This is a genomic window from Synechococcus sp. ATX 2A4 (genome assembly GCF_024346375.1).
Classification (GTDB): Bacteria; Cyanobacteriota; Cyanobacteriia; order PCC-6307; family Cyanobiaceae; genus MW101C3.
The window spans coordinates 130981-150977 of sequence record NZ_JAGQCV010000005.1; the positions used below are offsets into that span (position 1 = coordinate 130981).

Annotated in this window: 18 protein-coding genes; 9 read left to right on the forward strand and 9 right to left on the reverse strand. The window is 66.9% G+C overall.

Features of this window, described 5'->3' with window-relative positions; genetic code table 11:
• Positions 1–16 precede the first annotated feature (16 nt).
• A complete protein-coding gene (locus KBY97_RS06335) occupies positions 17–1348 on the reverse strand; it encodes a ClC family H(+)/Cl(-) exchange transporter (protein ID WP_255145849.1) in 1332 nt (443 codons plus the stop codon).
• A gap of 1 nt (position 1349) precedes the next feature.
• Positions 1350–2972 (reverse strand): ABC transporter ATP-binding protein, encoded by a 1623-nt coding sequence (locus KBY97_RS06340; protein ID WP_255145850.1) that lies wholly within the window; start codon positions 2970–2972, stop codon positions 1350–1352.
• Positions 2973–3081: 109 nt separating this feature from the next.
• Here KBY97_RS06340 and KBY97_RS06345 point away from each other — a divergent pair, with 109 nt between their 5' ends.
• Entirely contained in the window at positions 3082–5463 is a 2382-nt protein-coding gene (locus KBY97_RS06345) for a bifunctional (p)ppGpp synthetase/guanosine-3',5'-bis(diphosphate) 3'-pyrophosphohydrolase (RefSeq protein ID WP_255145851.1), read from the forward strand.
• On the opposite strand, the gene KBY97_RS06350 is transcribed toward KBY97_RS06345, so the two are convergent.
• The 5 genes from KBY97_RS06350 to KBY97_RS06370 all read right to left on the reverse strand — a co-directional run bounded on the left by KBY97_RS06350 (position 5419) and on the right by KBY97_RS06370 (position 10088).
• Positions 5419–5682, reverse strand: coding sequence for a hypothetical protein (locus KBY97_RS06350; protein ID WP_255145852.1), 264 nt, complete (start codon positions 5680–5682; stop codon positions 5419–5421). The two genes, KBY97_RS06345 and KBY97_RS06350, sit on opposite strands and share 45 nt — an antisense overlap.
• A 263-nt stretch (positions 5683–5945) precedes the next feature.
• Positions 5946–6866: an FkbM family methyltransferase gene (locus KBY97_RS06355; RefSeq protein ID WP_255145853.1), complete on the reverse strand. Its 921-nt coding sequence runs from the start codon at positions 6864–6866 to the stop codon at positions 5946–5948.
• A 328-nt stretch (positions 6867–7194) separates the two neighbouring features.
• Positions 7195–7740, reverse strand: coding sequence for a hypothetical protein (locus KBY97_RS06360; protein WP_255145854.1), 546 nt, complete (start codon positions 7738–7740; stop codon positions 7195–7197).
• 155 nt (positions 7741–7895) lie between these two features.
• Entirely contained in the window at positions 7896–9020 is a 1125-nt protein-coding gene (locus KBY97_RS06365; RefSeq protein ID WP_255145855.1) for a hypothetical protein, read from the reverse strand.
• A 570-nt stretch (positions 9021–9590) separates the two neighbouring features.
• Positions 9591–10088 (reverse strand): GNAT family N-acetyltransferase, encoded by a 498-nt coding sequence (locus KBY97_RS06370; protein ID WP_255145856.1) that lies wholly within the window; start codon positions 10086–10088, stop codon positions 9591–9593.
• A gap of 184 nt (positions 10089–10272) precedes the next feature.
• On the opposite strand from KBY97_RS06370, the gene KBY97_RS06375 reads away from it, so the two are divergent.
• Both KBY97_RS06375 and KBY97_RS06380 read left to right on the forward strand, forming a co-directional pair.
• Positions 10273–11766: a YdiU family protein gene (locus KBY97_RS06375; RefSeq protein WP_255145857.1), complete on the forward strand. Its 1494-nt coding sequence runs from the start codon at positions 10273–10275 to the stop codon at positions 11764–11766.
• A gap of 90 nt (positions 11767–11856) precedes the next feature.
• The gene (locus tag KBY97_RS06380) at positions 11857–12045 is read left to right on the forward strand and encodes a hypothetical protein (protein WP_255145858.1); all 189 of its coding nucleotides are present in this window, start codon (positions 11857–11859) and stop codon (positions 12043–12045) included.
• Between the two features lie 158 nt (positions 12046–12203).
• On the opposite strand, the gene KBY97_RS06385 is transcribed toward KBY97_RS06380, so the two are convergent.
• The gene (locus KBY97_RS06385; protein ID WP_255145859.1) at positions 12204–12674 is read right to left on the reverse strand and encodes a DUF2062 domain-containing protein; all 471 of its coding nucleotides are present in this window, start codon (positions 12672–12674) and stop codon (positions 12204–12206) included.
• A gap of 34 nt (positions 12675–12708) precedes the next feature.
• On the opposite strand from KBY97_RS06385, the gene mnmE reads away from it, so the two are divergent.
• From mnmE to grrM, 6 genes are all read left to right on the forward strand, one after another.
• Positions 12709–14085, forward strand: a complete 1377-nt coding sequence (mnmE, locus tag KBY97_RS06390; protein WP_255145860.1) for a tRNA uridine-5-carboxymethylaminomethyl(34) synthesis GTPase MnmE — start codon at positions 12709–12711, stop codon at positions 14083–14085.
• Between the two features lie 65 nt (positions 14086–14150).
• Complete coding sequence (locus tag KBY97_RS06395; RefSeq protein ID WP_255145861.1) at positions 14151–15158, forward strand: TerB family tellurite resistance protein; 1008 nt, start codon at positions 14151–14153, stop codon at positions 15156–15158.
• Between the two features lie 40 nt (positions 15159–15198).
• Positions 15199–16074 (forward strand): carboxylating nicotinate-nucleotide diphosphorylase, encoded by an 876-nt coding sequence (nadC, locus tag KBY97_RS06400; protein WP_255145862.1) that lies wholly within the window; start codon positions 15199–15201, stop codon positions 16072–16074.
• Between the two features lie 159 nt (positions 16075–16233).
• Positions 16234–17181: an extracellular substrate binding-like orphan protein GrrP gene (gene grrP / locus KBY97_RS06405; protein ID WP_255145863.1), complete on the forward strand. Its 948-nt coding sequence runs from the start codon at positions 16234–16236 to the stop codon at positions 17179–17181.
• 93 nt (positions 17182–17274) lie between these two features.
• Complete coding sequence (grrA, locus tag KBY97_RS06410; RefSeq protein ID WP_255145864.1) at positions 17275–17751, forward strand: GrrA/OscA1 family cyclophane-containing rSAM-modified RiPP; 477 nt, start codon at positions 17275–17277, stop codon at positions 17749–17751.
• A 4-nt stretch (positions 17752–17755) separates the two neighbouring features.
• A complete protein-coding gene (gene grrM, locus KBY97_RS06415) occupies positions 17756–18904 on the forward strand; it encodes a cyclophane-forming radical SAM/SPASM peptide maturase GrrM/OscB (RefSeq protein ID WP_255145865.1) in 1149 nt (382 codons plus the stop codon).
• Positions 18905–18913: 9 nt separating this feature from the next.
• Here grrM and KBY97_RS06420 read toward each other — a convergent pair whose 3' ends face one another.
• Positions 18914–19975 carry a hypothetical protein gene (locus KBY97_RS06420; protein WP_255145866.1) on the reverse strand — a complete coding sequence of 354 codons (1062 nt, stop codon included), beginning with the start codon at positions 19973–19975 and terminating at the stop codon, positions 18914–18916.
• Between the last annotated feature and the right edge of the window lie 22 nt (positions 19976–19997).

Genomic DNA, 19997 nt, shown 5'->3' on the forward strand with positions numbered 1-19997 from the left:
GCGCGTTGCCAGTCGCTCACGCGTCTGCGGCCTCCCTGCGCCGACGCTCCCGCAGCGATTCGTCGCGCATCAGGTCGTAGATCGTGTCGCGCTCGAACAGATCGGCCACGGCGATCGCCGTGCTCACGGCGAAGCCGATCGGCAGCAGCAGGGCGTAGTCCTTGCTGAGCTCGAAGGTGAGCAGGATCGCCGTGAGCGGCGTGCGGGTGAGGGCCCCCAGGAAAGCGCCGCCGCCGGCGAACAGCAGCGTGGGCGGGGCGTAGTGAAACAGCGCCAGGCACACCTGCTGCACCAAGGTGCCCAGCGACGCCCCCACCACCAGCGCCGGCGCCAGGAAGCCCCCGGGGGCGTCAGCCGCCACGGCCAGGGCGGTGCCGGCGGCCTGCACCACCAACGCCACCAGGGCATTCAGCGGGGTGCTGAGCCCGAGCAGGGCGCTGAAGCCGAGCCGATCGGGATTGTCGAAGCCGGGATTCAGCAGCGAGGAGGCCAGGCCGATCACCAGGCCCACCAGGCCCAGCTGCTGCCACAGCGACAGATGCAGCCGAAAGAAGCCCCGACGCAGGCGCACGATGCCCCGCTGGTAGAGCATGGCCAGGGCGCCGGCGATCGCCCCCAGCAGCATCAGCAGGGGGATGTCCAGCAGGCGGAAGTCGGTGAGGCCCGAGGGGTCTTCGATCACCGGCAGCAGCTGCCGCAGCCACAGCGGCCCGCCTTCATGGCCGTCGAGCAGCCGGCTCCAGGTGATCGTGGCGAACGTGGCGAAGGCCACGACGGCATTGCTGCGCACCGTGCTGCCTTTGAACATCTCCTCGAGCGTGTAGGCCAGGCCGCCGAGCGGCGCGTGAAAGATCGCCGCGAGGCCAGCACCACTGCCGATCGCCACGGCCAGCCTGCGTTCCCGTGGCGGCGCCTGCAGGCCATCGGCGCTGGCGCGGCCCACCACGGCGCCGATCTGGATCGAGGGCCCCTCCGGCCCCACCGGCAGGCCGCTGCCGATGGCGATGCCGCTGGCCAGCAGCTTGACGATCGCCAGCCGCCAGGTCATCGGGATCGGCACCCCCTCCAGCCAGAGCATCACCTGCACGATTCCCGATCCCTTCGCCTCGGGCTCGAAGCTGCTGATCAGGCCACCGGCCACGGCGCCGCCCAGGCCGCCCATCAGCGGCAGCACGATCCAGCGGGGCAGCACGGCGGCCAGCTGCAGCCGCAGGCTGTTGAGCAGCTGCGTTTCGCCGCTGTACAGCCGGATCGCCACCGCCACGCCGATGCCGATGGCGTTCACCAGCAGCAGCAGGCGCAGCAGGCGCCTGAGGGCCTGGCGGCGTTCCGGGGCGGTCAGCGGCATGTCAGGTCAGGGCGGGAAGGCGCGGGCTGGCCGCCACCAGCTGGCGTGTGATCGCGGCCTGGGGCGCCGCCAGCAGCTGATCGCCCGGACCTTCCTCCACGATCCGGCCGCCGTCGAGCACGATCACCCGCTGGCAGAAGCCACCGGCCAGGGCCAGGTCGTGGGTGATGAAGATCAGCCCCAGCCCCAGGCGCACCTGCAGGGCGCGCAGCAGGGCGAGCACCTCGGCCTGCACCTCCGCATCGAGCATGCTCACGCTTTCGTCGCAGAGCAGCACGCTCGGCTCCAGCACCAGGGCCCGGGCGATCGCCACCCGCTGCTGCTGGCCGCCGGAGAGCTGCCGCGGCAGCCGGTTTTCGAAGGCTTCAGCCGGACTCAGCCCCACCGCCTCCAGGCCTGCGCGGGCGCGGGCGCGCGCCTCCAGCCGGCTGGCCAGGCCATGGATGCGCAGCGGGTCGGCCACCGCCGCGCCTACCCTCATCACCGGGTTGAGGCAGGCCAGCGGGTCCTGAAACACCATCTGCAGGCGGCGCCGCTGGCGGCGCAGCTCCGGCCCCCGCAACCGCAGCAGGTCGCGGCCCTGCAGTCGCACCGCTCCGCCGCGCACGGGCGCGAGCCCCATCAAGGCACGGCAGAAGGTGCTCTTGCCGCAGCCCGAGGCCCCAACCACCCCCACCGTTTCGCCTTCGCGCAGCTCCAGGCTCACCCCATCCACCGCCTTCAGCCAGCGCGGCCGGAAAGGGAGCGAGGGCAGCAGGTGCCAGGAGCGCAGCTCCTCCACCGCCAGCAGGGGTGGCCCGCTGGCCGGTGGGGGCGTGAGGCCGCCTTCGCGGCGCCGCGCCGCCGCCACCAGCCTCTGGGTGAGGGGGGCCTGCGGCCGGGTGAGCAGGGCATGGGCGGGGGCCTCCTCCACCAGCCGCCCGGCGTCGAGCACGGCGATCCGGTCGCACCAGCGCCCGGCCATCGCCAGGTCGTGGCTGATCAGCAGCAGGGCGCTGCCGCTTTCGCGGCAGAGGCCGGTGAGTTCGGCCATCACCTGGCCCGCCACCGCCACATCCAGGCTGGTGGTGGGTTCATCGGCGATCACCAGCGCCGGCTCCAGGGCCATCGCCAGGGCGATCGCCAGGCGCTGGCGCATGCCGCCGCTGAATTCATGGGGATAGCTGCCGTAGCGCTCCGGGCTGATGCCCACCCGTTCCAGCAGCTCCTCCGCCCGGCGCCGCACCCGGCTGCGGGACCAGAGCGGCCGGTGGGCGGTGAGCGTGTCGCCGAGGTGATCGCCGATGCGCAGCAACGGGTTGAGCCGGGTCATCGGGTCCTGGAACACCAGGCCCACCGCTTCGCCTCGCAGGCGCTGCAGGGCGGCGCGGCGCAGACGGCGGGGGTCCTGGCCGCAGAGCAGCAGTTCGCCGCTGCATTGGCTTCCTGGCGGCAGCAACTGCACCACGGCGCGGGCCACCGTGCTCTTGCCGCATCCTGAGGGCCCTACAAGTGCCAGCCGGTCCCCCGGATCGAGGCGCAGATCCAGGCCATCGAGGGTGGCAGCACCATCCGGGGCGCCGGGGTAGCGCACCGTCAGCTGATGGATCTGGAGCACCGCAGCGCTGGACGGGGAGCTGGCCATGGTGTGAGCGGATCGTGACCGGGCAGCGGGCCCAGCATGGGGGATCCGCGCCCGTTCTGCTCATTCCGCGCAGCGCCTGCCTACGCTGAGCGTCAGCGGAAACCTGTAGATGCTCGAAGCGGCGGCAGGAACCCGAATCGCCCCGATCGAGGCCTTAGGGCTCCCCGCTGTTCCGGGTCATTCGAAACAGGCCGCTGCCGCAGATGCTGCATGCCCCGCTGCCGCTGGCCGCCAGCGCCGCCTGCGCGACCCCGAGGCCTACGGCGTTGCCTTGCCCGATTGGTTGCGGATCTGCCTGGAGCGGGTGCGGGCCAGCGACGACCAGCCCGGTGCCGCTGCGCCCCCCAGCGAAGGCGAAACGCTGCTCGCCAACGCCTTCGATTTCTCCTTTCAGCTGCACGACGGCCAGGTGCGGGCCACCGGCGAGCCCTACATCATTCATCCGATCGCGGTGGCTGATCTGCTGCGCGACATCGGCGCCGGCGCCGGCGTGATCGCCGCCGGCTTCCTGCACGACGTGGTGGAGGACACGGAGGTGAGCCCCGAGGAACTCGAAGCCCAGTTCGGCGCTGAGGTGCGGGCGCTGGTGGAAGGGGTCACCAAGCTGGGCGGCATTCATTTCACCGACCGCACCGAAGCCCAGGCGGAAAACCTGCGCCGCATGTTTCTGGCGATGGCCAGCGACATCCGGGTGGTGTTGGTGAAGCTGGCCGACCGGTTGCACAACATGCGCACGATCGGCGCCCTCCGGCCCGAGAAGCAACAACGCATCGCCCGGGAAACCCGCGAGATCTATGCACCGCTTGCCAATCGCCTTGGCATCGGGCGGTTCAAGTGGGAACTGGAAGATCTCGCCTTCAAGATCCTTGAACCTGCCGCCTACCGGGAGATCAAGGAGCAGGTGGCCAGCAAGCGCAGCGACCGCGAAGACCGCCTGGCGGTGACCGTGGCGCTGCTACGCAAACGGCTGGCGGCGGTGGGGCTCACCAATTGCGAAGTGAGTGGCCGGCCGAAACATCTTTATGGCATCTGGAGCAAGATGGAGCTCCAGCAGAAGGCCTTCCACGAGATCTTCGATGTGGCGGCGCTGCGCATCCTCACGCCGAATCTGGAGAGTTGTTACCGCGCCCTGGCGGTGGTGCACGACACCTTCCGCCCGATTCCCGGCCGCTTCAAGGACTACATCGGCCTGCCCAAGCCCAATGGTTATCAGTCGTTGCACACGGCGGTGATCGGCCGGCACCGCCCGATCGAAGTGCAGATCCGCACGTCCGAGATGCACCAGGTGGCGGAATACGGCATCGCCGCCCATTGGAAATACAAGGAGGGCGGCTCACCTGCCGATGGCGGCACCACCGAACGCTTCAACTGGCTGCGGCAGCTCGTTGACTGGCAGCAGGATGGCGGTGGTGACGACAGCAGCGATTACCTCGCCTCGATCAAGGAAGACCTCTTCGATGAGGAGGTGTTCGTGTTCACGCCGCATGGGGATGTGGTGGGGCTTCGCAAAGGAGCCACAGCGGTGGATTTCGCCTTCCGCATTCACTCGGAAGTGGGCAATCACTGCCAGGGCGTGCGCATCAACGACCGCCTCTGCCCCCTCGCCTCCCAGCTAAAGAATGGCGACTTCGTGCAGATCATCACGGCGAAGTCTGCGCACCCGAGCCTCGACTGGCTCAATTTCGTGGCCACCCCCACGGCGCGCAATCGCATCCGGCAGTGGTATAAGCGCAGCCACCGCGATGAAAACATCCTGCGCGGTCGCGATCTGCTGGAGCGGGAGCTGGGCCGTGATGGCTTCGATGCATTGCTGAGCGGCGAGGCGATGGCCAAGGTGGCCCGCCGCTGCAACCTGGTGGGCACCGAAGACCTGCTGGCGTCGCTCGGCTTCGGCGGCGTCACCCTCCACCAGGTGGTGAACCGCCTGCGCGAGGAGATTCGCCTCGCCACCGAAGCGGCGGCACCGGCGCTCACCAATGAGCAGGTGGCCGCCGCCGTCGTGGCCGCCCGGGTGGAGGCACCGGTGGTAACACCCGCATCGGGCAGCCCGATCCTGGGGGTGGAGGGGCTGGAATACCGGCTTGGTGGCTGCTGCGGGCCCCTGCCCGGTGAGCCGATCGTGGGCGCGGTGGCGCTGGGAAACCACGGCATCACCATCCACCGTCAGGATTGCGGCAATGTGGCCCAGGTGCCGGTGGAACGGCGCCTGCCCGTGCGCTGGAACCCGATTGGCGAAGCCCAGCAGCGCCGCTACCCGGTGCGCCTGCGCATTGAGGTGCTCGATCGGGTCGGGGTGCTGAAGGACATCCTCACCCGCCTGGCCGATCACCGCATCAATGTGAGCGATGCGCGGGTGCGCACCACGGCGGGCAAGCCGGCCACGATCGATCTCAAGGTGGAATTCGTGAGCGCCGCCCAGATGGGCACCACCATGGATCAGATCCGCTCAATGGCGGATGTGCTCGATCTCTGCCGCACCGGCAACGGCTGAACAGGGCAGGGCTGAGCAGGGCAGTTGCTGCTGCAACAGGAAGCCCCCCATCCCGAGGTTGCTCGCCGCATTGCGAATGGAATTCCAATGGACTTCAAGGCGATTTGCACGCATCAAAATCATTGGATAGATGGTGGCAGCAAAGGGTGAATGATGCCACTTCTGTATTGAGGCGCCGCTGACAGCTTGATGGTTGGAATCATTCAGCCATTCAGCCATTCAGCCATTCAGCGATTCAGTGATTCAGTCATTCAGTTATCTATTTATTCGTCGATTCTGAGATCTGGAGCCGATGTCGAAAGTGGCGCCAATTCAAGAGGAAGCCATGAAGTTTTACGCGTCGCAAGGGCCTGCAGATTGCCAGTGAGTTTCCTGGCTGCGAAGGGCTCTTGGTGCTGTTTTGAAGAACATCTTCATCCGCGCTGAAACATTCAGCCTTCAATGCTTTTGCTTGAAGTCGTGGCCTTTATGGAAGCACTGGTTCAGTCCATCGCTCGGCCGTAATGTTGGCGCTCAAACAGGATGTTGCGGCCTACGCTGAGTGCTTGCGTGTAGCCCCTGTTGAGCAAGTATTGAGTCGCACCGATATCTTTGGTGCCATCAGCAGTTGTCACTTCTAGGCAGACATAGAGTGGCGCCCACTTGCTGAGATCTATGGATTGCAATGCCGATAGCTCGCGCCCCTCGATGTCAATTGACAGCAGGCAGATGGGAGCACTGATGTTATTGCGTTCAAGCAGGAGGTTGAGGGGATAGGCTTCAACTTTCACTTCTCCTACCAGCTCAATTCCCTCCTTTATGTAGCTTGCTGCGACTTCCGGGCTGAGAGTTGAAAGTGCATCCCAGCCGAACTCGTACAACGTCACTGCCCCGGGCGTGTCATTGATCGCCGCTGATTCGAATTGATCTTCAGGGCGCCAGCGTTGATAGAGTTTTCGAAAGCGCGGGAGGGGGTCTACGCACAAGCCACGCCACCCATTTAAATACAATAAATAAGTATTACTCAGTCTAAAAGGATGATTGCAGCCAATATCTACATAGGGCCCACGAGCGCCCTTGGCAATTAGCAAGTTCATGATCGAAAGATCTTCTCCGTGTTGAGAAAAAGACCCTTTGATCATCGACTGTGCGTATAGGCGTGCGTCATTGACTGCATGTGCCGCCTGCCAAAGTTTTGGAAACTTGCGTAGGAGTTGTTTCAGCCTGTCGGGCACAATCTCAAGTTTCGACGGTTCGGTAGGCGGATGTGTGGAGCGAAGCCCATTCTCCTGTGCTTGATAGCGTACCCCACTTGTTTGCAATCGGCAATCGGCAATCGGCAATTGGCAATCGGCAGCTGGTAACTGGCGAAGGCATGTCTGCTCCCGGCTTCTTTCGCCTCGTTCCGGCAGATGTGCTCCCATGTGACTGATCGTTGATGGGAGTGCTCTTGAGTTGTCGGTTCTGGCAGGAATGTGGTCGGCTCCATTCACGTTGAACCGAACTTGAATGATCCTTCAACTGTTGACAAGCAATGGCTCGCCAAGGCTGGTGTCCGTTTACGCGTCGATTGACCCTAGGCCTCGACAGGTGTCCCAGTATTTGGAGCACTGGGAACAGAAATGTAAGAGCTTGCATTGATGGCCCGAGTTGATCGTGGCATTGGCATGTTGTCTGGTGGAAGTCTGTGGGTGTGATTTGGAAGGCCGAATGAGTGCTTTGGCGAATGGCATTGCATGCATCATTTCTTGTTCATACCATCGATTCTCCACTCATCCCAGAAGGAGGGTCAAACGTGCCGTGCCAGCCCACTAGCGTGCGCTCAAATGAATCCACGTAGTAGCGAGACCCCGCCGGAATCTTCACGATGTAATCGCCATAAGCCACGCACATCAATTCCGATGCTTGACGTTCCAAAGCCTCATTCCACAGGCTACTGCTTGGCAGCAAATCTGGATTGCTCAATGATCTCCGAGAAATATCTTCCGACTCACATGCTCGCGCTAGAAATGCTGCCAATAGAAAATGATTGTGCTCTTCCGCCACATCTGTAGGCCGTTGCTGCTCATCCGATAAAGCGGCGGCGGCGGCGCCAAGGCGAATCAACTCGCGGCAAGCCGCCTCGTGGCCAAAGTAGGCCGCCTGATGCAGAAATGTCCACCCGGACGAGGGCTTTCGGTACCGACTGCAAAGCTTTGCCAGCTGAGGATCTTGCCGCCACGCCGATAGCAATGGCTCCCAGGCGCCGCGTTTCGCTTCTGAGTACGCAAGCTTGATCGCCTGTTGGCGCTTGTCCATGTCATCCCTCCCCATCAGGCCCGGCCGGTTAGACAATCAAATTAGCCTGACTGCCAGGAGAGCTGCCACAGGAGGCCCCGCCACTTCGCAACGCTTTGGCTGCTCCTTCGTGACGTTCTGGCGGCCGCTTACGGGGACCGCTGCGTTCATGGCTCTCATGGCTTGCCAAGCTGCGCATCAGTGTCCGATGCGAGCTCTGCGATGCAACCGGCAGTGAACTCAGCCACGAGCTGTTGCACGCAGGGTTTGGAGCGGCCATAGCTCACGATCGCCACATCGAGCCCGCAATTGCTGTAGAGATGCAAGCAACGGCGCAGGGCCTGCAAAATCCAGGCGAGATCGTTGCCAAAGGCGCCACCGCCCAGGAGTGTGAGAAACACGGTGTTGTTCTGCGTTCGCTCGGCATTGAGGATTGCTGCGCAGAACGTAGCTTCGTAAGCCGCTTCCAGCACCAGGGTGGCGAATGGTGTCCAGAGCGTTTGTGCATGTCCGCTATAGGCCACCGGCAAGGCTGAGCAGTAGGCCTGTGACACAACATGAGATGCGCCTTTCAGTGTGACCTGCGTGCCCCACTGCAGGCCGATCTGCAGGGCTTGCCTCAGCTGGTCGAGACCAGGCTCATCGGTGGCCTTCAGTTTCGCGTTGATCTCCTCCAGGCCAGCCGCGGATGGCAGGGCATAGCCGTTGACCATGCGCCATAGGCGTTGATTGGTGTTCCCGAGCAGGGCGCCGAGGCCGGCAAGACAGTCAATCTGGTTGTCGGCGGTTTGGCCAATGCGGCCGTTCACGGTTGCAAAGTAGTTGCGGTAGATGGTGCCTGCTCCTGCGGCAATGGCGCAGGCTGGCCCTTGGGTTGGGTCCCATTCATAGATACCTACGCCGCAATCAGGGGTTTTCTCTGGCGATACCATCTCCAGCAAGTTGAATTGTGAGGCCACCTGAAAGAGGGCATGCGCATTGTCTTCGTCTACGTGCAGGCGTTGCACATCTGCGATCACCTCGCGAACTGAAGTGGCTCGGGGCTCGCCTGCAAGACCTCCAGCGCGCTCGCGCAACTCCACAAGTGTTGGCGTTTCAAGTTTGCCGTATCGCCATGAGTGGCCGATGCTGCGCGAGTGCAAGCGGGGGCCATCCACATAGAGCTGTTCTCGAACTGCAGTTGCCGAGTCTTCTGGGCAGCCCGTCAGATGTTCAAACCATGTCATGGCGATAGAGATGTCAATCGGTGGACCAGGGTGGCTGGAGAAGAAGCGATCGATTCCCAGGCTTTGAAAGAGCAAGAAATACTTGGCTTGGGAACGGAGTTCTGCCCCTTGGTAGATGGTTTGCCAACTTACAGGACGATCTTGAATTTGTTAGCAAAGATATTCCCATTATGCATTTTTTGCCTGTGGAGGCGATCACCAACGACGTGGATGCGTTTATGGGCCGGCACTGCGTCTGTGATCTCCGCTGAATTGTGGCGTGGAGCGGTCGTTGATGGAATGGCTCGGAGGCTGGTCTTCCTGGCTTGCTGATCAGCTGTGTTGGTCGATCAAGGCCCTCAGGCTCACCAGGGGCACAACGGCCACCCAGAGATCTGAAACCATGGCGTTGGTTTCAGGTGTGCTGCGCTGTGTCCAGGCGACCGCCGCTGTTCAGGCGCCCATCCAGCAGATTCAGCATCCAGCAGACTCACCATTAAGCACACTCACCATTAAGCACACTCACCATTAAGCACACTTACTATTCAGCAGATTCATTGTTCAGAATGCTAGGCGTTGGCTTGAATGTTTAAGGCCATGAATCCTCTTGTTTTGCGATCGTTCCAGGCTTGTGATGATGAGGATAGGCAATGAGTCTGGGTGACCTCAACGCAATGACTTGACGCCATAGATCATCCGATCGGCGTAGCCCAGGCTTGTATAAAGGCGATGGGCTTTGGTGTTGTGTGCGAACACGGCGATCCCTGCGACCTCGCAGCCCTTTGCTCGGAAGTAGTCCTCCAATGTCGCCATCAGCTCGGTGGCCACGCCCTGGCCACGATAATCCTCGGAGACAAACAGCTCCAGAATTTCACCCTCCCGCTGAACTGTCGTGCCAATGGCTTCGTAGAACGGTGGTGCCTTCACGATCCCCGCTGCAATCCCCGCAGGCTGATCGTTGATCAGGGCCAGCAAGATGCGGCCATCGCCATTGGTCACGCGCCGCAGCAGGTCGGTGGCATAGGCATGTCCGTAGCCCTCAGGGCAGATGATCCGCTCCTCCGGGTCGAGCTGCGCAAGATGGGCTTGCAGCCCCGTGATGTAGTGGGCAATCAGGTGCAGTTCTTCGCTGCGGATCGGCCGGATTTCTAGGCGAGGCTGCATGGGGATCGCCGCTGCTGCGGCTCAGGGAATGGTGCATCACGCACGGTGAAGCCCTCTCCGGCAGCGTGATTCTGCAGCAGCTGTTCCTGGAGATCCGCAGGCCATCCACCGCCAGCCCGCTTCCGGTTCTGCTCCCTAGGGTCACCGGCGGCCCTTGCGCCACGCGCCGTTTTGCTTGCTGCCTATGTCCGCCGCCAGCCCCAATCCCCTGCTCGCTTTGCCCTTTGAGCCCTCGATCGAGGCGCTGGGTGAGGCCTACTGGGATGTGGTGGAGGCGGCCGCCTTTCCCCAGAGCCGCCTGCGCTTTCGCAACGATCCGCTGCTGCAGCAACTCGGCGTGAATCCGGCCGCCCTGAGCGACGCGGATCTGGAGGCCGCTTATGGGCGCTTCGAAGGGCGCATGCCGCTGCTGGCCCTGCGCTACCACGGCTATCAGTTCGGTACCTACAACCCGTTTCTCGGCGATGGGCGGGGCTTTCTCTACGGCCAGCTGCGCGATCGCCATGGTGCCCTGCAGGACCTCGGCACCAAGGGGTCCGGCACCACGCCCTGGAGCCGGGGCGGGGATGGCCGCCTCACGCTCAAGGGCGGCGTGCGCGAGGTGATCGCCTCCGAAGCCCTGCACCGGCTCGGTGTGACCACCAGCCGCACGCTCAGCCTGGTGGAAACAGGCGAAGGGCTGTGGCGTGGCGATGAGCCCTCCCCCACCCGCAGCTCGGTGATGGTGCGCGTGGCCCGCACCCACCTGCGCTTCGGCACCTGCGAGCGGCTGCTGCACCTGCGCCAGCCCGAACAGCTCGAACGGCTGCTGCGCCATGTGGTGGCTGTGTACTACCCCCACATCGCCGCCGCCCATCCCCCCGCTGCCGATGGCAGCGCCCTGGCGGCCCTGCTGGCGTTCTACGGGGAGCTGGTGGAGCGGGTGGCGCGGCTGGCGGCCGAGTGGATGGCGGCCGGCTTCACCCACGGCGTGCTCAACACCGACAACATGTCCCTGACGGGCGAGAGCTTCGACTACGGCCCCTTCGCCTTCCTCGAAACCTGGGATCCGGGCTTCACCGCCGCCTATTTCGATCACAGCGGCCTTTACGCCTACGGCCAGCAGCCGCTGGTCTGCCATCAGAACCTGCGGCGGCTGCAGGAGCCCCTGGCGATGCTGATGCCGCGCGCAGAGCTGGAGGCACGCTTGGAGCGGTTCGTCCCCACCTACGACCACCACTACCGCCACTGCCTGATGCGGCGCCTCGGTTTCGAGGCCAGCGCCGTGGCGGCGCTGGCCGATGGTGGCAGCGACCTGGCCGATCCGGTGCCCCTCGCCCTGCAATTGCTGGCCGCCTGGCCGGTGGCTTACGGCAGCTTTTTCGCCGCCCTCGCCGACCGCATCGCCAGCGGCGGCCTGCCGGCGGAAGCGGAAGCCCTGGCCCCGTTCGTGCCCGGGGCAGCGTCGCCCCCGGCCGATCGCTGGGCCGCCTGGCGCGATGCCTGGTGGGGCTGGTCGTCGGCGCTGCCGCCTGAGCATCAGCCGGGCATCGCCACCACCCTGCGGCGCTGGAATCTGCCGGTCACGCCGGTGCGGGCTGAAATCGAGCGCCTGTGGGAGGCGATCGACACGGCGGACGACTGGGGGCCCTTCCAGGAGTGGCTGGAGGGGTGCGTGACCTCTGCTGGCACACCCTGACCTCAAGCGCCGGCGGGTGTTGGGTGCTACAGCCGCCCCAGCGGGGCTCTGTCTGAATTCAGCGACTGCTTCCTGTCTTGATGCCTCGCCATGACCTCCGAACAGGCCGCCCAGCTGATCGACGACACCCTTGACCTCGTGCACCAACGGCTCCAGGCGCTCGAAGCCGGTCGTCAGGGCCGGGAGCACAGGGCGCTGGCCGCCGAATTCCGTGAGTGGCGCCAGCCCAGTGGCGGTCACATCGATCTGATGCTCTGCCCCGGCTTCAGCCGCGGCTGAACGCACCCACCCTGGCGAGGTGAGCACCGAGCCTCTGTCCGGTTTCTTTGCCAGGCGGCCTTGAGCCTGCTGCCTTCAGGCTGCTGCCGTCAGGTTGCTGGCTCCGTGTGCAGCCCTGAGCGATCAGAACTCAATGTGCAGCCCTCTCTGTCCAGCCCTCAGCGTGCTGAAGCCAGCAGCCGTTCCTGCTCCCGTTCAAGCCACTGCCAATAGGCTCTGCCGAGCACCGGGGCGCAGACCACTCCGCTGATCGTGCTGCCCAGCAGGATGCGGCTGGTGAACGACCAGCCCATTTCCCAGAGGCCCTGCTGCTGCAGGGTCTGGGCGCTGGGCCAGCCCTGACCTGGTCCCAGCAGCCAGCTGCCCAGCTGGTAGTTGAACCAGTAGAGCGGCACATAGGTGAACGGGTTGCTGATCCAGGTGCCGGCCGCCGCCAGCAGGTGGTTGCCCCGCACCAGGCTGGCCAGGCCGATGCCGAGCAGCGTCTGCAGCCCGAAGAACGGGAAGCAGCCACAGAACACACCGGCGGCGAGACCCCGGGCCCGTTGGCCGTGGGAGCCCTCCTGCCGCCACAGCCACAGCAGCAGCCGGCGCAGGCGGATGGCGCCGTGCCGCAAGGTCCGCCGCAACCGAGACTGGAGCGTCCGTCGCCGCCGGGGCCGGTTGGATTGGGACGACACCATCGCTGCGATCGCCACGGCCGTGGCACCGGGTCTGGGGAGTGTGGCGATCGTAAGGATGTCGGGCCCGGCGGCGGAATCAATCGGCCGCGCCCTGTTCCGCGCCCCCGGGGAGCAGGGTTGGGGCAGCCACCGCGTGCTTTACGGCCATGTGGTGGACCCGGCCAGCGGCGAACGGGTGGATGAGGCCCTGCTGCTGCTGATGAAGGCCCCCCGCAGCTTCACCCGCGAAGACGTGGTGGAACTGCACTGCCACGGCGGCCTGATCGCCGTGCAGCGCGTGCTGGCGCTGGTGCTGGCCTACGGCTGCCGCCGCGCCACCGCCGGTGAATTCAGCCAGCGGGCGTTTCTGAACGGCCGCCTTGATCTCACCCGCGCCGAGGCGATCGGCGATTTGATCGCCGCCCGCAGCCAGCGGGCCGCCCAGCTGGCGATGGCGGGCCTTGATGGCGGGCTGCAGCGCCGCATCACCGCCCTGCGGGAGCAGCTGCTCGACCAGCTGGCCGAGCTGGAGGCACGGGTGGATTTCGAGGAAAACCTGCCGACGCTCGATGCCACTGCCGTGGTGGCGGCGCTTATGTCGGTGCGCCAGGCGCTCGAGGCCCTGGTGGCCGAGGCGCGCCAGGGGGAGTTGCTGCGGGACGGGCTGCGGGTGGCGATCGTGGGCCGCCCCAACGTGGGCAAGTCGAGCCTGCTCAACCGGCTCAGCCAGAGGGAGCGCGCGATCGTGACCGACACCCCCGGCACCACCCGCGATCTGCTCGAAAGCGAGCTGGTGCTGGCGGGCGTGCCGCTCACCCTGCTCGACACCGCCGGCATCCGCCCCACCAGCGATGCGGTGGAACAGCTCGGCATCGCGCGCAGCCGTGCCGCCCTGGCGGCCGCTGATGCGGTGCTGCTGCTGTTCGATCTCACCGCCGGTTGGACCGCCGACGACCAGGAGCTGCGCGACCTGGTGCCGGAGGCCGCCGTGCTGCTGCTGGTGGGCAACAAGGCCGATGCTGCCGGCTGCGCCACCGGCGCGGCGGCCCCGGCCGGCCCCGGGTGTCCGCTTGAGGTGGCGATCAGCGCCCGCACCGGCGAGGGCTGCGACGTCCTGGTGGAAACGCTGCTGCAGCGCTGTGGGGCCACCGAACTGCAGGGCCTGCAGGTGGCGCTCAATGCCCGTCAGCGCGAGCTGGCCGCCGCCGCCGCCGCTGCCCTCGGCCGCAGCCTGGAGGCTGCCGCGGCCGAGCTGCCGTGGGATTTCTGGACGATCGATCTGCGCGCCGCCGTGCGCAGCCTCGGCGAGATCACCGGCGAGGAGGTGAGCGAAGCTGTGCTCGATCGGGTGTTCGCGCGCTTCTGCATCGGCAAATGAGGCTCCTGCAAGCGTGCCGCTCAGGCCTGGCTGAGCACAATGGATCCACTGCGTGCGGCTGTGCGGTGATCGATCCCAGGGCTCAGCTTCCGTTGGAGCAGCGCCAGGCCATCGGCGCCGCCGGCCTGGCGGCCCTGCTCACGGTGGCCCGCTGCAACGGCGCGCCCACGGCCAAGGCCCTCGCCGCCATCCGGGGTGTGCGCGATCACCTCCTGCAGATCGACTGCGACCTGGAGGCGTTGCCGCCGATCAGCCCCGACCAGCTGGCGGAACGGGTGCGGGCCGTCAATCCCGATCCCCAGTGGCGCGAGCGCATCCTGCGCGGCATGACCCTGGTGGCCCTGCTCGATGGCGCTCCCTCTCCAGCGCAGCAGCAGTTGCTGGAGCAGGCGGCGGCGGCCCTGGCGGTGGACCCGGCGCCGGTGCGCACCTTCGGCCAGGTGATGGAGCAGCGGCTGGCCATGGTGCGCCTCGACATCGCCCGGCGCGGCTTCATCGTGTCGGCGGCGCGGGCCACGCTGGAGCAGGAGGGGCTGCGCGGCGCCCTGGGGGTGGCGCGGGTGCTGCTGCGGCAGGAGGACACCGCCATGGCGGAGCGCTACCGCGCCCTGCGCCACTACCCCGCCGGCAGCTTCGGCCTGGCCTACGCCGCCTTCATCGACCGCAACCACTTCGGATTTCCCGGCGAGGTGGGCGGGCCGCCGCCGCCGGTGATGCACCACGACTGCTGTCATGTGCTGGGCGGCTATGGCACCACCGCCGCCGAGGAAGGAGCCGTGCTGGGCTTCCAGGCGGGTTTTGAGCGGGTGGATCCTTTTTATGTGCTCATGTTCGCGCTGGCGGAATTCGAGCTCGGCATCGGCGCCACCCCGTTCATCCCGGGTGAGCGTGATGCGCTTGATGTGGAGCGCCTGTTCGCCGCCATGGCCCACGGCGCCCAGGTGTCGGTGGATCTGATTGCCGCGATCGACCCCTGGGACCACTTCGCCGACCCGCTGGAGGAGGTGCGCCAGCGCTTCAACGTGCGGCCCCGTGGTCGGGAGCCGGAATGGCCGTCGCCGAGCATGGGCTGAACAGCCCAGCCTCCCTCCTGCCTGCCGCTTGTCTGCCCCGGTGATCCCTCCGCCCCTGCTGCCCTTCAGCCCTGCCCTTGAGCAGCAGCTGCGCAGCTGGCTGGCCGAAGATCTCGGCCGCGGCGACCTCACCGCGCCGGCCCTGACCGGCGCCCGGGGCCGGGCCCACTGGATCGCCAAGGCCGATGGGGTGTTCTGCGGCGGCGTGCTGGTGGAGCCCCTGTTCCGGCTGCTGGATGCGGGGGTGGTGGTGCGCGATCGGGTGGCGGAGGGGACGCCGGTGCGGGCCGGTCAAGCGTTGCTGGAATTGGAGGGGGCGGCCCCGGCCCTGGTGGCGGGTGAACGCACCGCCTTGAACCTGGCCATGCGTCTGAGCGGCATCGCCACAGCCACCGCCCGGCTGGTGGCCGAGCTGGCAGGCAGCGGCGTGGCCCTGGCCGACACCCGCAAGACCACGCCCGGCCTGCGGCTGCTGGAGAAGTACGCCGTGCGCTGCGGCGGTGGCTTGAACCACCGCTTCGGCCTCGACGATGCGGCCATGCTCAAGGAGAACCACCTGGCCTGGAGTGGTGGGGTGGGTCCGGCGATCGCGGCGGTGCGGGCGGCCGCGCCCTGGCCGGCGCAGGTGATCGTGGAGGCGGAAACAGCCGCCGAGGCCGAAGCCGCCGTGCGTGCCGGCGCCGACGCAGTGCTGCTCGATGAATTCGCACCGCCGGCCCTGCAGGCGTTGGTGCCACAGCTGCGGGCTCTGGCGGCGGCGCAGGGGCGGGCGCTGGTGCTGGAAGCCTCAGGGGTGCAACCGGAACAGCTGCGGGCCTACGCCAACACCGGCATCGATCTGATCTCCACCAGCGCGCCGGTCACCCGCAGCGGCTGGCTGGATCTGAGCATGCGCTACCTGGCAAGCGGCGGCTGAGCGCGGCCACCACGCGGCGCCGCCAACACGCCGCGCGGCCGTCATCTGCACAGCCACCGCCTGGGCTCGCCGTTGTGGATTTGTGGCGTTGGTTCCGGGCGTGTGGCGCCTTGAGTCCTCGGGCAGCAGAGTGATGGCGGGTTTTCGTTGCCGTGAGCCATGCCGTTCTGCTGCTTCTCGAGCCCGAGCCTGCGGCTCACCTCGGTGGCCCTGGTGTTGCTGGCGGGCGTGCTGCCGGCCACGGCCGCCCGGGCCGGGGCGGTGCTGCAGCGGGTGGACACCAGCGGCGAGCTGGTGGTGGGAAGTGAACCCCTGCTGCCCCCCCTCAGTTTTCTCGACAGCAAGGGCCAGCCCGCCGGCTATGGGGTGGAGGTGGTGCGCCGCGTGCAGGCGGAGCTGAGCACCGCCCTGGGCCGGCCGATCACGGTGCGGTTTGAAGCGGTGAGTGATCCCGCCGAGCTGGTGCGCCGGGTGAGCAAGGGGGAACTGGCCCTTGCCTGCGGCGTGCCCTTCTCCTGGGCCCGTGATGCCCAGGTGGATTACACCCTGCCGATCGGGCTCTCCGGCATCCGGGTGCTGGCCCCGGCAGGCCGGATCGACGGCTCCCCCGCCTCGCTGCAGGGGCGTCGCATCGGTGCGGTGCCGGGCTCCCTCGGCGAGGCGGTGCTGAAGGGCGTCCAGCCCCAGGCCCGTGTCGTTCCCTTTGCCGGCCTGGGTGAGGCGGTGGTCGCGTTGCAGGCCGGCCAGCTGGATGGCGTGATGGGGGACACCAACCTGCTCAGCGGCAAGGCCAACAGCCTCGGCGCCACCGGGCTGGTGGTCACACCGGAGCAGCCTTACGAGCGCTATGCGGTGGGTTGCATCGTCCCCGAAAACGATTCCGCCTTCCGTGACCTGGCCAACCTGGCGATCGCCCGGCTGCTCCAGGGCTATGTGGACGGCGATCCCGCCGCGGTGGCCAGCGTGGACCGCTGGGTGGGGCCCCAGGGGGTGCTGGGGGTGCCATCCGAGCGCATTCGCACCTACTTCGAATCGGTGCTGCTCAATTACGAGGCGATCCGGCCCCAGGGCCCGGCGACAACGTCCTCCGCCCCGGCCTCTCCCTGAGGTCAGCCTCCGACCTGCGCCTGCTTTCACAGCTGCCTCCGTTCTCGCCCATTGCTTCCCCGCCGCTTCTTCGTTCTCCAGGTTTCATCTCCGATGGCTTTCCTTCCGCGTCCCCGGCTGTTCGGCTTCCTGTTGTTCCTGGCGATCCTGCCGTTGGTGCCGGCTGCCGAAGCTTTTGCGGCCGCTGCTGCCGCCACCCCGAGCCGTGATGGCCCGGAACCGGAGAACCTCAGCGTGGAGGCCCGCCTGCGCCGTATTGCCGGAGCGGTGCGCGAGCGGGAAACCGGATCAGCCGAGGGGCTGCAGGCGGCGTTCCCCGCTGAGGGCCAGCCACCCTCTGCAGACGGCCAGGAGCCGGCAACCGCCCAGGCCATTCCCGACGACGTGTTGGCCTACGTGTTCGTGAACGGCCCCCGGGTGGGCTGGCGCAACGGCGGCTTCAACAACGGTGGCTTCCGCAATGGCGGCTTCTGGAACGGCGGCTTCCGCAATGGCGGCGGTGGCTGGCGCAACGGTGGCTTCGGAAATGGGGGGTTCCGCAATGGCGGCGGCTTCCGCAACTTCTGGTGAGCCGTTGACCCCCTCGGCGTTCGGTCCGCTGCGGCTGCTGGTGGTGCAGCCCACCCCGTTCTGCAACCTCGACTGCGACTACTGCTACCTGCCCAGCCGCGACGACCGCAGCCGGCTGCCGCTGGACCTGCTGGAGCGCACGCTGGAGCGGGTGCTGGAGAGCCCCTATGCCAGCGACGACTTCACCCTGCTCTGGCATGCCGGTGAGCCGCTCACCATGCCGATCGCCTTCTACGACGAGGCCACCGCGCTGATTCGCTCCGTGCTGGCGCGCCGGGAGGGGCGGCCGCTGCAGATCGCCCAGTCGCTGCAGACCAACGCCATGACGATCGACGCCGCCTGGTGCGACTGCTTTGAGCGCAACGACATCCATGTGGGCGTGAGCCTCGATGGCCCCGCCTTCCTGCACGACGCCCACCGGCGCACGCGCACCGGCCTGCCCAGCCACGCCGCCAGCCTGCGGGGCATCGGCTGGCTGCAGCGCCGCGGCATCCCCTTTCAGGTGATCGCCGTGCTCACCGACGACTCCCTTGATCACGCCGACACCCTGTTCGACTTCTTCCACGGCCAGGGCATCGATAACCTGGCCTTCAACATGGAGGAAACCGAAGGGGAGAACCTCACCTCCACCCTGTCCCGCCCCCGCTCGGAGGCCCGCTACCAGGCGTTTCTGGAGCGGTTCTGGGAGCGGCTGCGGGCCGAGCCCGGCGCCCTGCGCCTGCGGGAGTTCGATGAGATCGCCGGGCTGGCCTGCGGCGATCAGCGCCTGGCCCGCACCGACATGAACCACCCGTTCGCCATCGTGAACGTGGATGCGCGCGGCAACTTCTCCACCTTCGACCCCGAGCTGCTGTCGGTGGCCACCGCCGCCTACGGCGATTTCGCCTTCGGCAACGTGCTCACCGACAGCCTGGAATCCGTGATCCACAGCGCCAAGTTCCAGCAGGTGCACAGCGAGATCCGCGCCGGCGTGGAGCGCTGCCGCGCCGACTGCGCGTATTTCGGCCTCTGCGGCGGCGGCGCCGGCAGCAACAAGTACTGGGAGCACGGCACCTTCGACTGCAGCGAGACCCAGGCCTGCCGCTACCGCATCAAGCTCAGCGCCGATGTGGTGATGGCGGGCCTGGAACGGGAACTGGAGCTCACCGGCTGAGCGGAGCCCTCAACCGTCGCTGGGCCAGAACTCCGGCTGCTCGAGCATGGGCCGCTCCAGCGGCAGCACGTGGAAGCGGCGGCGGATCTCCAGCAGGGGCTCGCTGGCGAGGGCGAGGTGATCGAGCCGGCTGAAATCACCGCTGCAGGCGGCGCCCCGGCGCCAGGCTTCCGCCAGCAGCTCGGGCGCGCCCGGCAGATCGAGGGCCCCCCGTTTGCCGTTGAGGCCGTTGTAGGGCTCGCCATCGCCGCCGTAGGGCACGAACTGGCTGTCGTTTCCGTGCACGAACAGACCCACCTCATGGATGAGGAAGTTGGCGAGCGAGGCCATCCAGTTGGCGTCGTCGTTGCGGAGCGCCAGCTTGAAGGCGCCCAGGGCGATCTCGCCCGGCCCCGTCGGTTCGTAGCCGGTGATCACGTGGTTCATGTCATGGCTCACGTAGTAGGCGGGGTTCGGGGTGTTCCGGGCCGGCAGGGGCAGGCCGTTGCGCGCGTAGAACTGCACGAAGGCCCAGCCGAGGCTGCCGTGGGGGCAGTCGCGCAGCCCCTGCACCTGGGCGAAGAAGGCGTCGCCGGGATCGCTGCCGGGATCGGTGCCCTGATCAGCGCCAGGCTTCTTGCTCAGATCCACCACCAGGGCGCCGTGGCTGGAAGACAGCTCGGGCAGGAAGACTGCATAGCAGCGCACGAAGCTGGCGGTGGCTTCTGCAGCGGTGCGGTGGAAGAGGTCCTGCACGAGGCGCAGCTCCACGCCGTGGATGCCGAACGCATTGCTGAAGGCCTCCAGCCGCTGCAGCTGGGCGGCGCTGCGGGGATGGCGGCAGAGCTCCAGCATCAAGCCCAGCTGCAGGAAGCGGCGGCGGCTGTCGTCGTCGGGCAGCAGGGCCGCCAGGGCCTGGGGCGGCAGCGGGGTGATGGCTGTGAGTTCGCTTGGGGTGAGCCCAAGCAGGTGCAGCGCCAGGCTGCGCAGCAGCCGCTCCTGCTCGCTGGTGGCGCCGCCCTCCACGGCGACCAGATCGCGCAGCCCGCCCACCAAGGTGCGCGCCAGCGGAGGCGGGAAGGGTTGCAGCATCAACGGTCGGGCCGCACCGTGC

Excerpts from the sequence above, each read along its gene's own strand:
- KBY97_RS06360 (WP_255145854.1), bottom strand. The coding sequence starts at position 7,740 with ATGGACAAGCGCCAACAGGCGATCAAGCTTGCGTACTCAGAAGCGAAA.
- KBY97_RS06370 (WP_255145856.1), bottom strand. The coding sequence starts at position 10,088 with ATGCAGCCTCGCCTAGAAATCCGGCCGATCCGCAGCGAAGAACTGCAC.
- grrA (WP_255145864.1), top strand. The coding sequence starts at position 17,275 with ATGGCTTTCCTTCCGCGTCCCCGGCTGTTCGGCTTCCTGTTGTTCCTG.
- KBY97_RS06350 (WP_255145852.1), bottom strand. The coding sequence starts at position 5,682 with ATGGCTGAATGGCTGAATGATTCCAACCATCAAGCTGTCAGCGGCGCC.
- grrP (WP_255145863.1), top strand. The coding sequence starts at position 16,234 with ATGCCGTTCTGCTGCTTCTCGAGCCCGAGCCTGCGGCTCACCTCGGTG.
- KBY97_RS06375 (WP_255145857.1), top strand. The coding sequence starts at position 10,273 with ATGTCCGCCGCCAGCCCCAATCCCCTGCTCGCTTTGCCCTTTGAGCCC.
- KBY97_RS06420 (WP_255145866.1), bottom strand. The coding sequence starts at position 19,975 with ATGCTGCAACCCTTCCCGCCTCCGCTGGCGCGCACCTTGGTGGGCGGG.
- KBY97_RS06340 (WP_255145850.1), bottom strand. The coding sequence starts at position 2,972 with ATGGCCAGCTCCCCGTCCAGCGCTGCGGTGCTCCAGATCCATCAGCTG.
- KBY97_RS06345 (WP_255145851.1), top strand. The coding sequence starts at position 3,082 with ATGCTCGAAGCGGCGGCAGGAACCCGAATCGCCCCGATCGAGGCCTTA.
- KBY97_RS06335 (WP_255145849.1), bottom strand. The coding sequence starts at position 1,348 with ATGCCGCTGACCGCCCCGGAACGCCGCCAGGCCCTCAGGCGCCTGCTG.
- KBY97_RS06355 (WP_255145853.1), bottom strand. The coding sequence starts at position 6,866 with ATGGGAGCACATCTGCCGGAACGAGGCGAAAGAAGCCGGGAGCAGACA.
- KBY97_RS06380 (WP_255145858.1), top strand. The coding sequence starts at position 11,857 with ATGACCTCCGAACAGGCCGCCCAGCTGATCGACGACACCCTTGACCTC.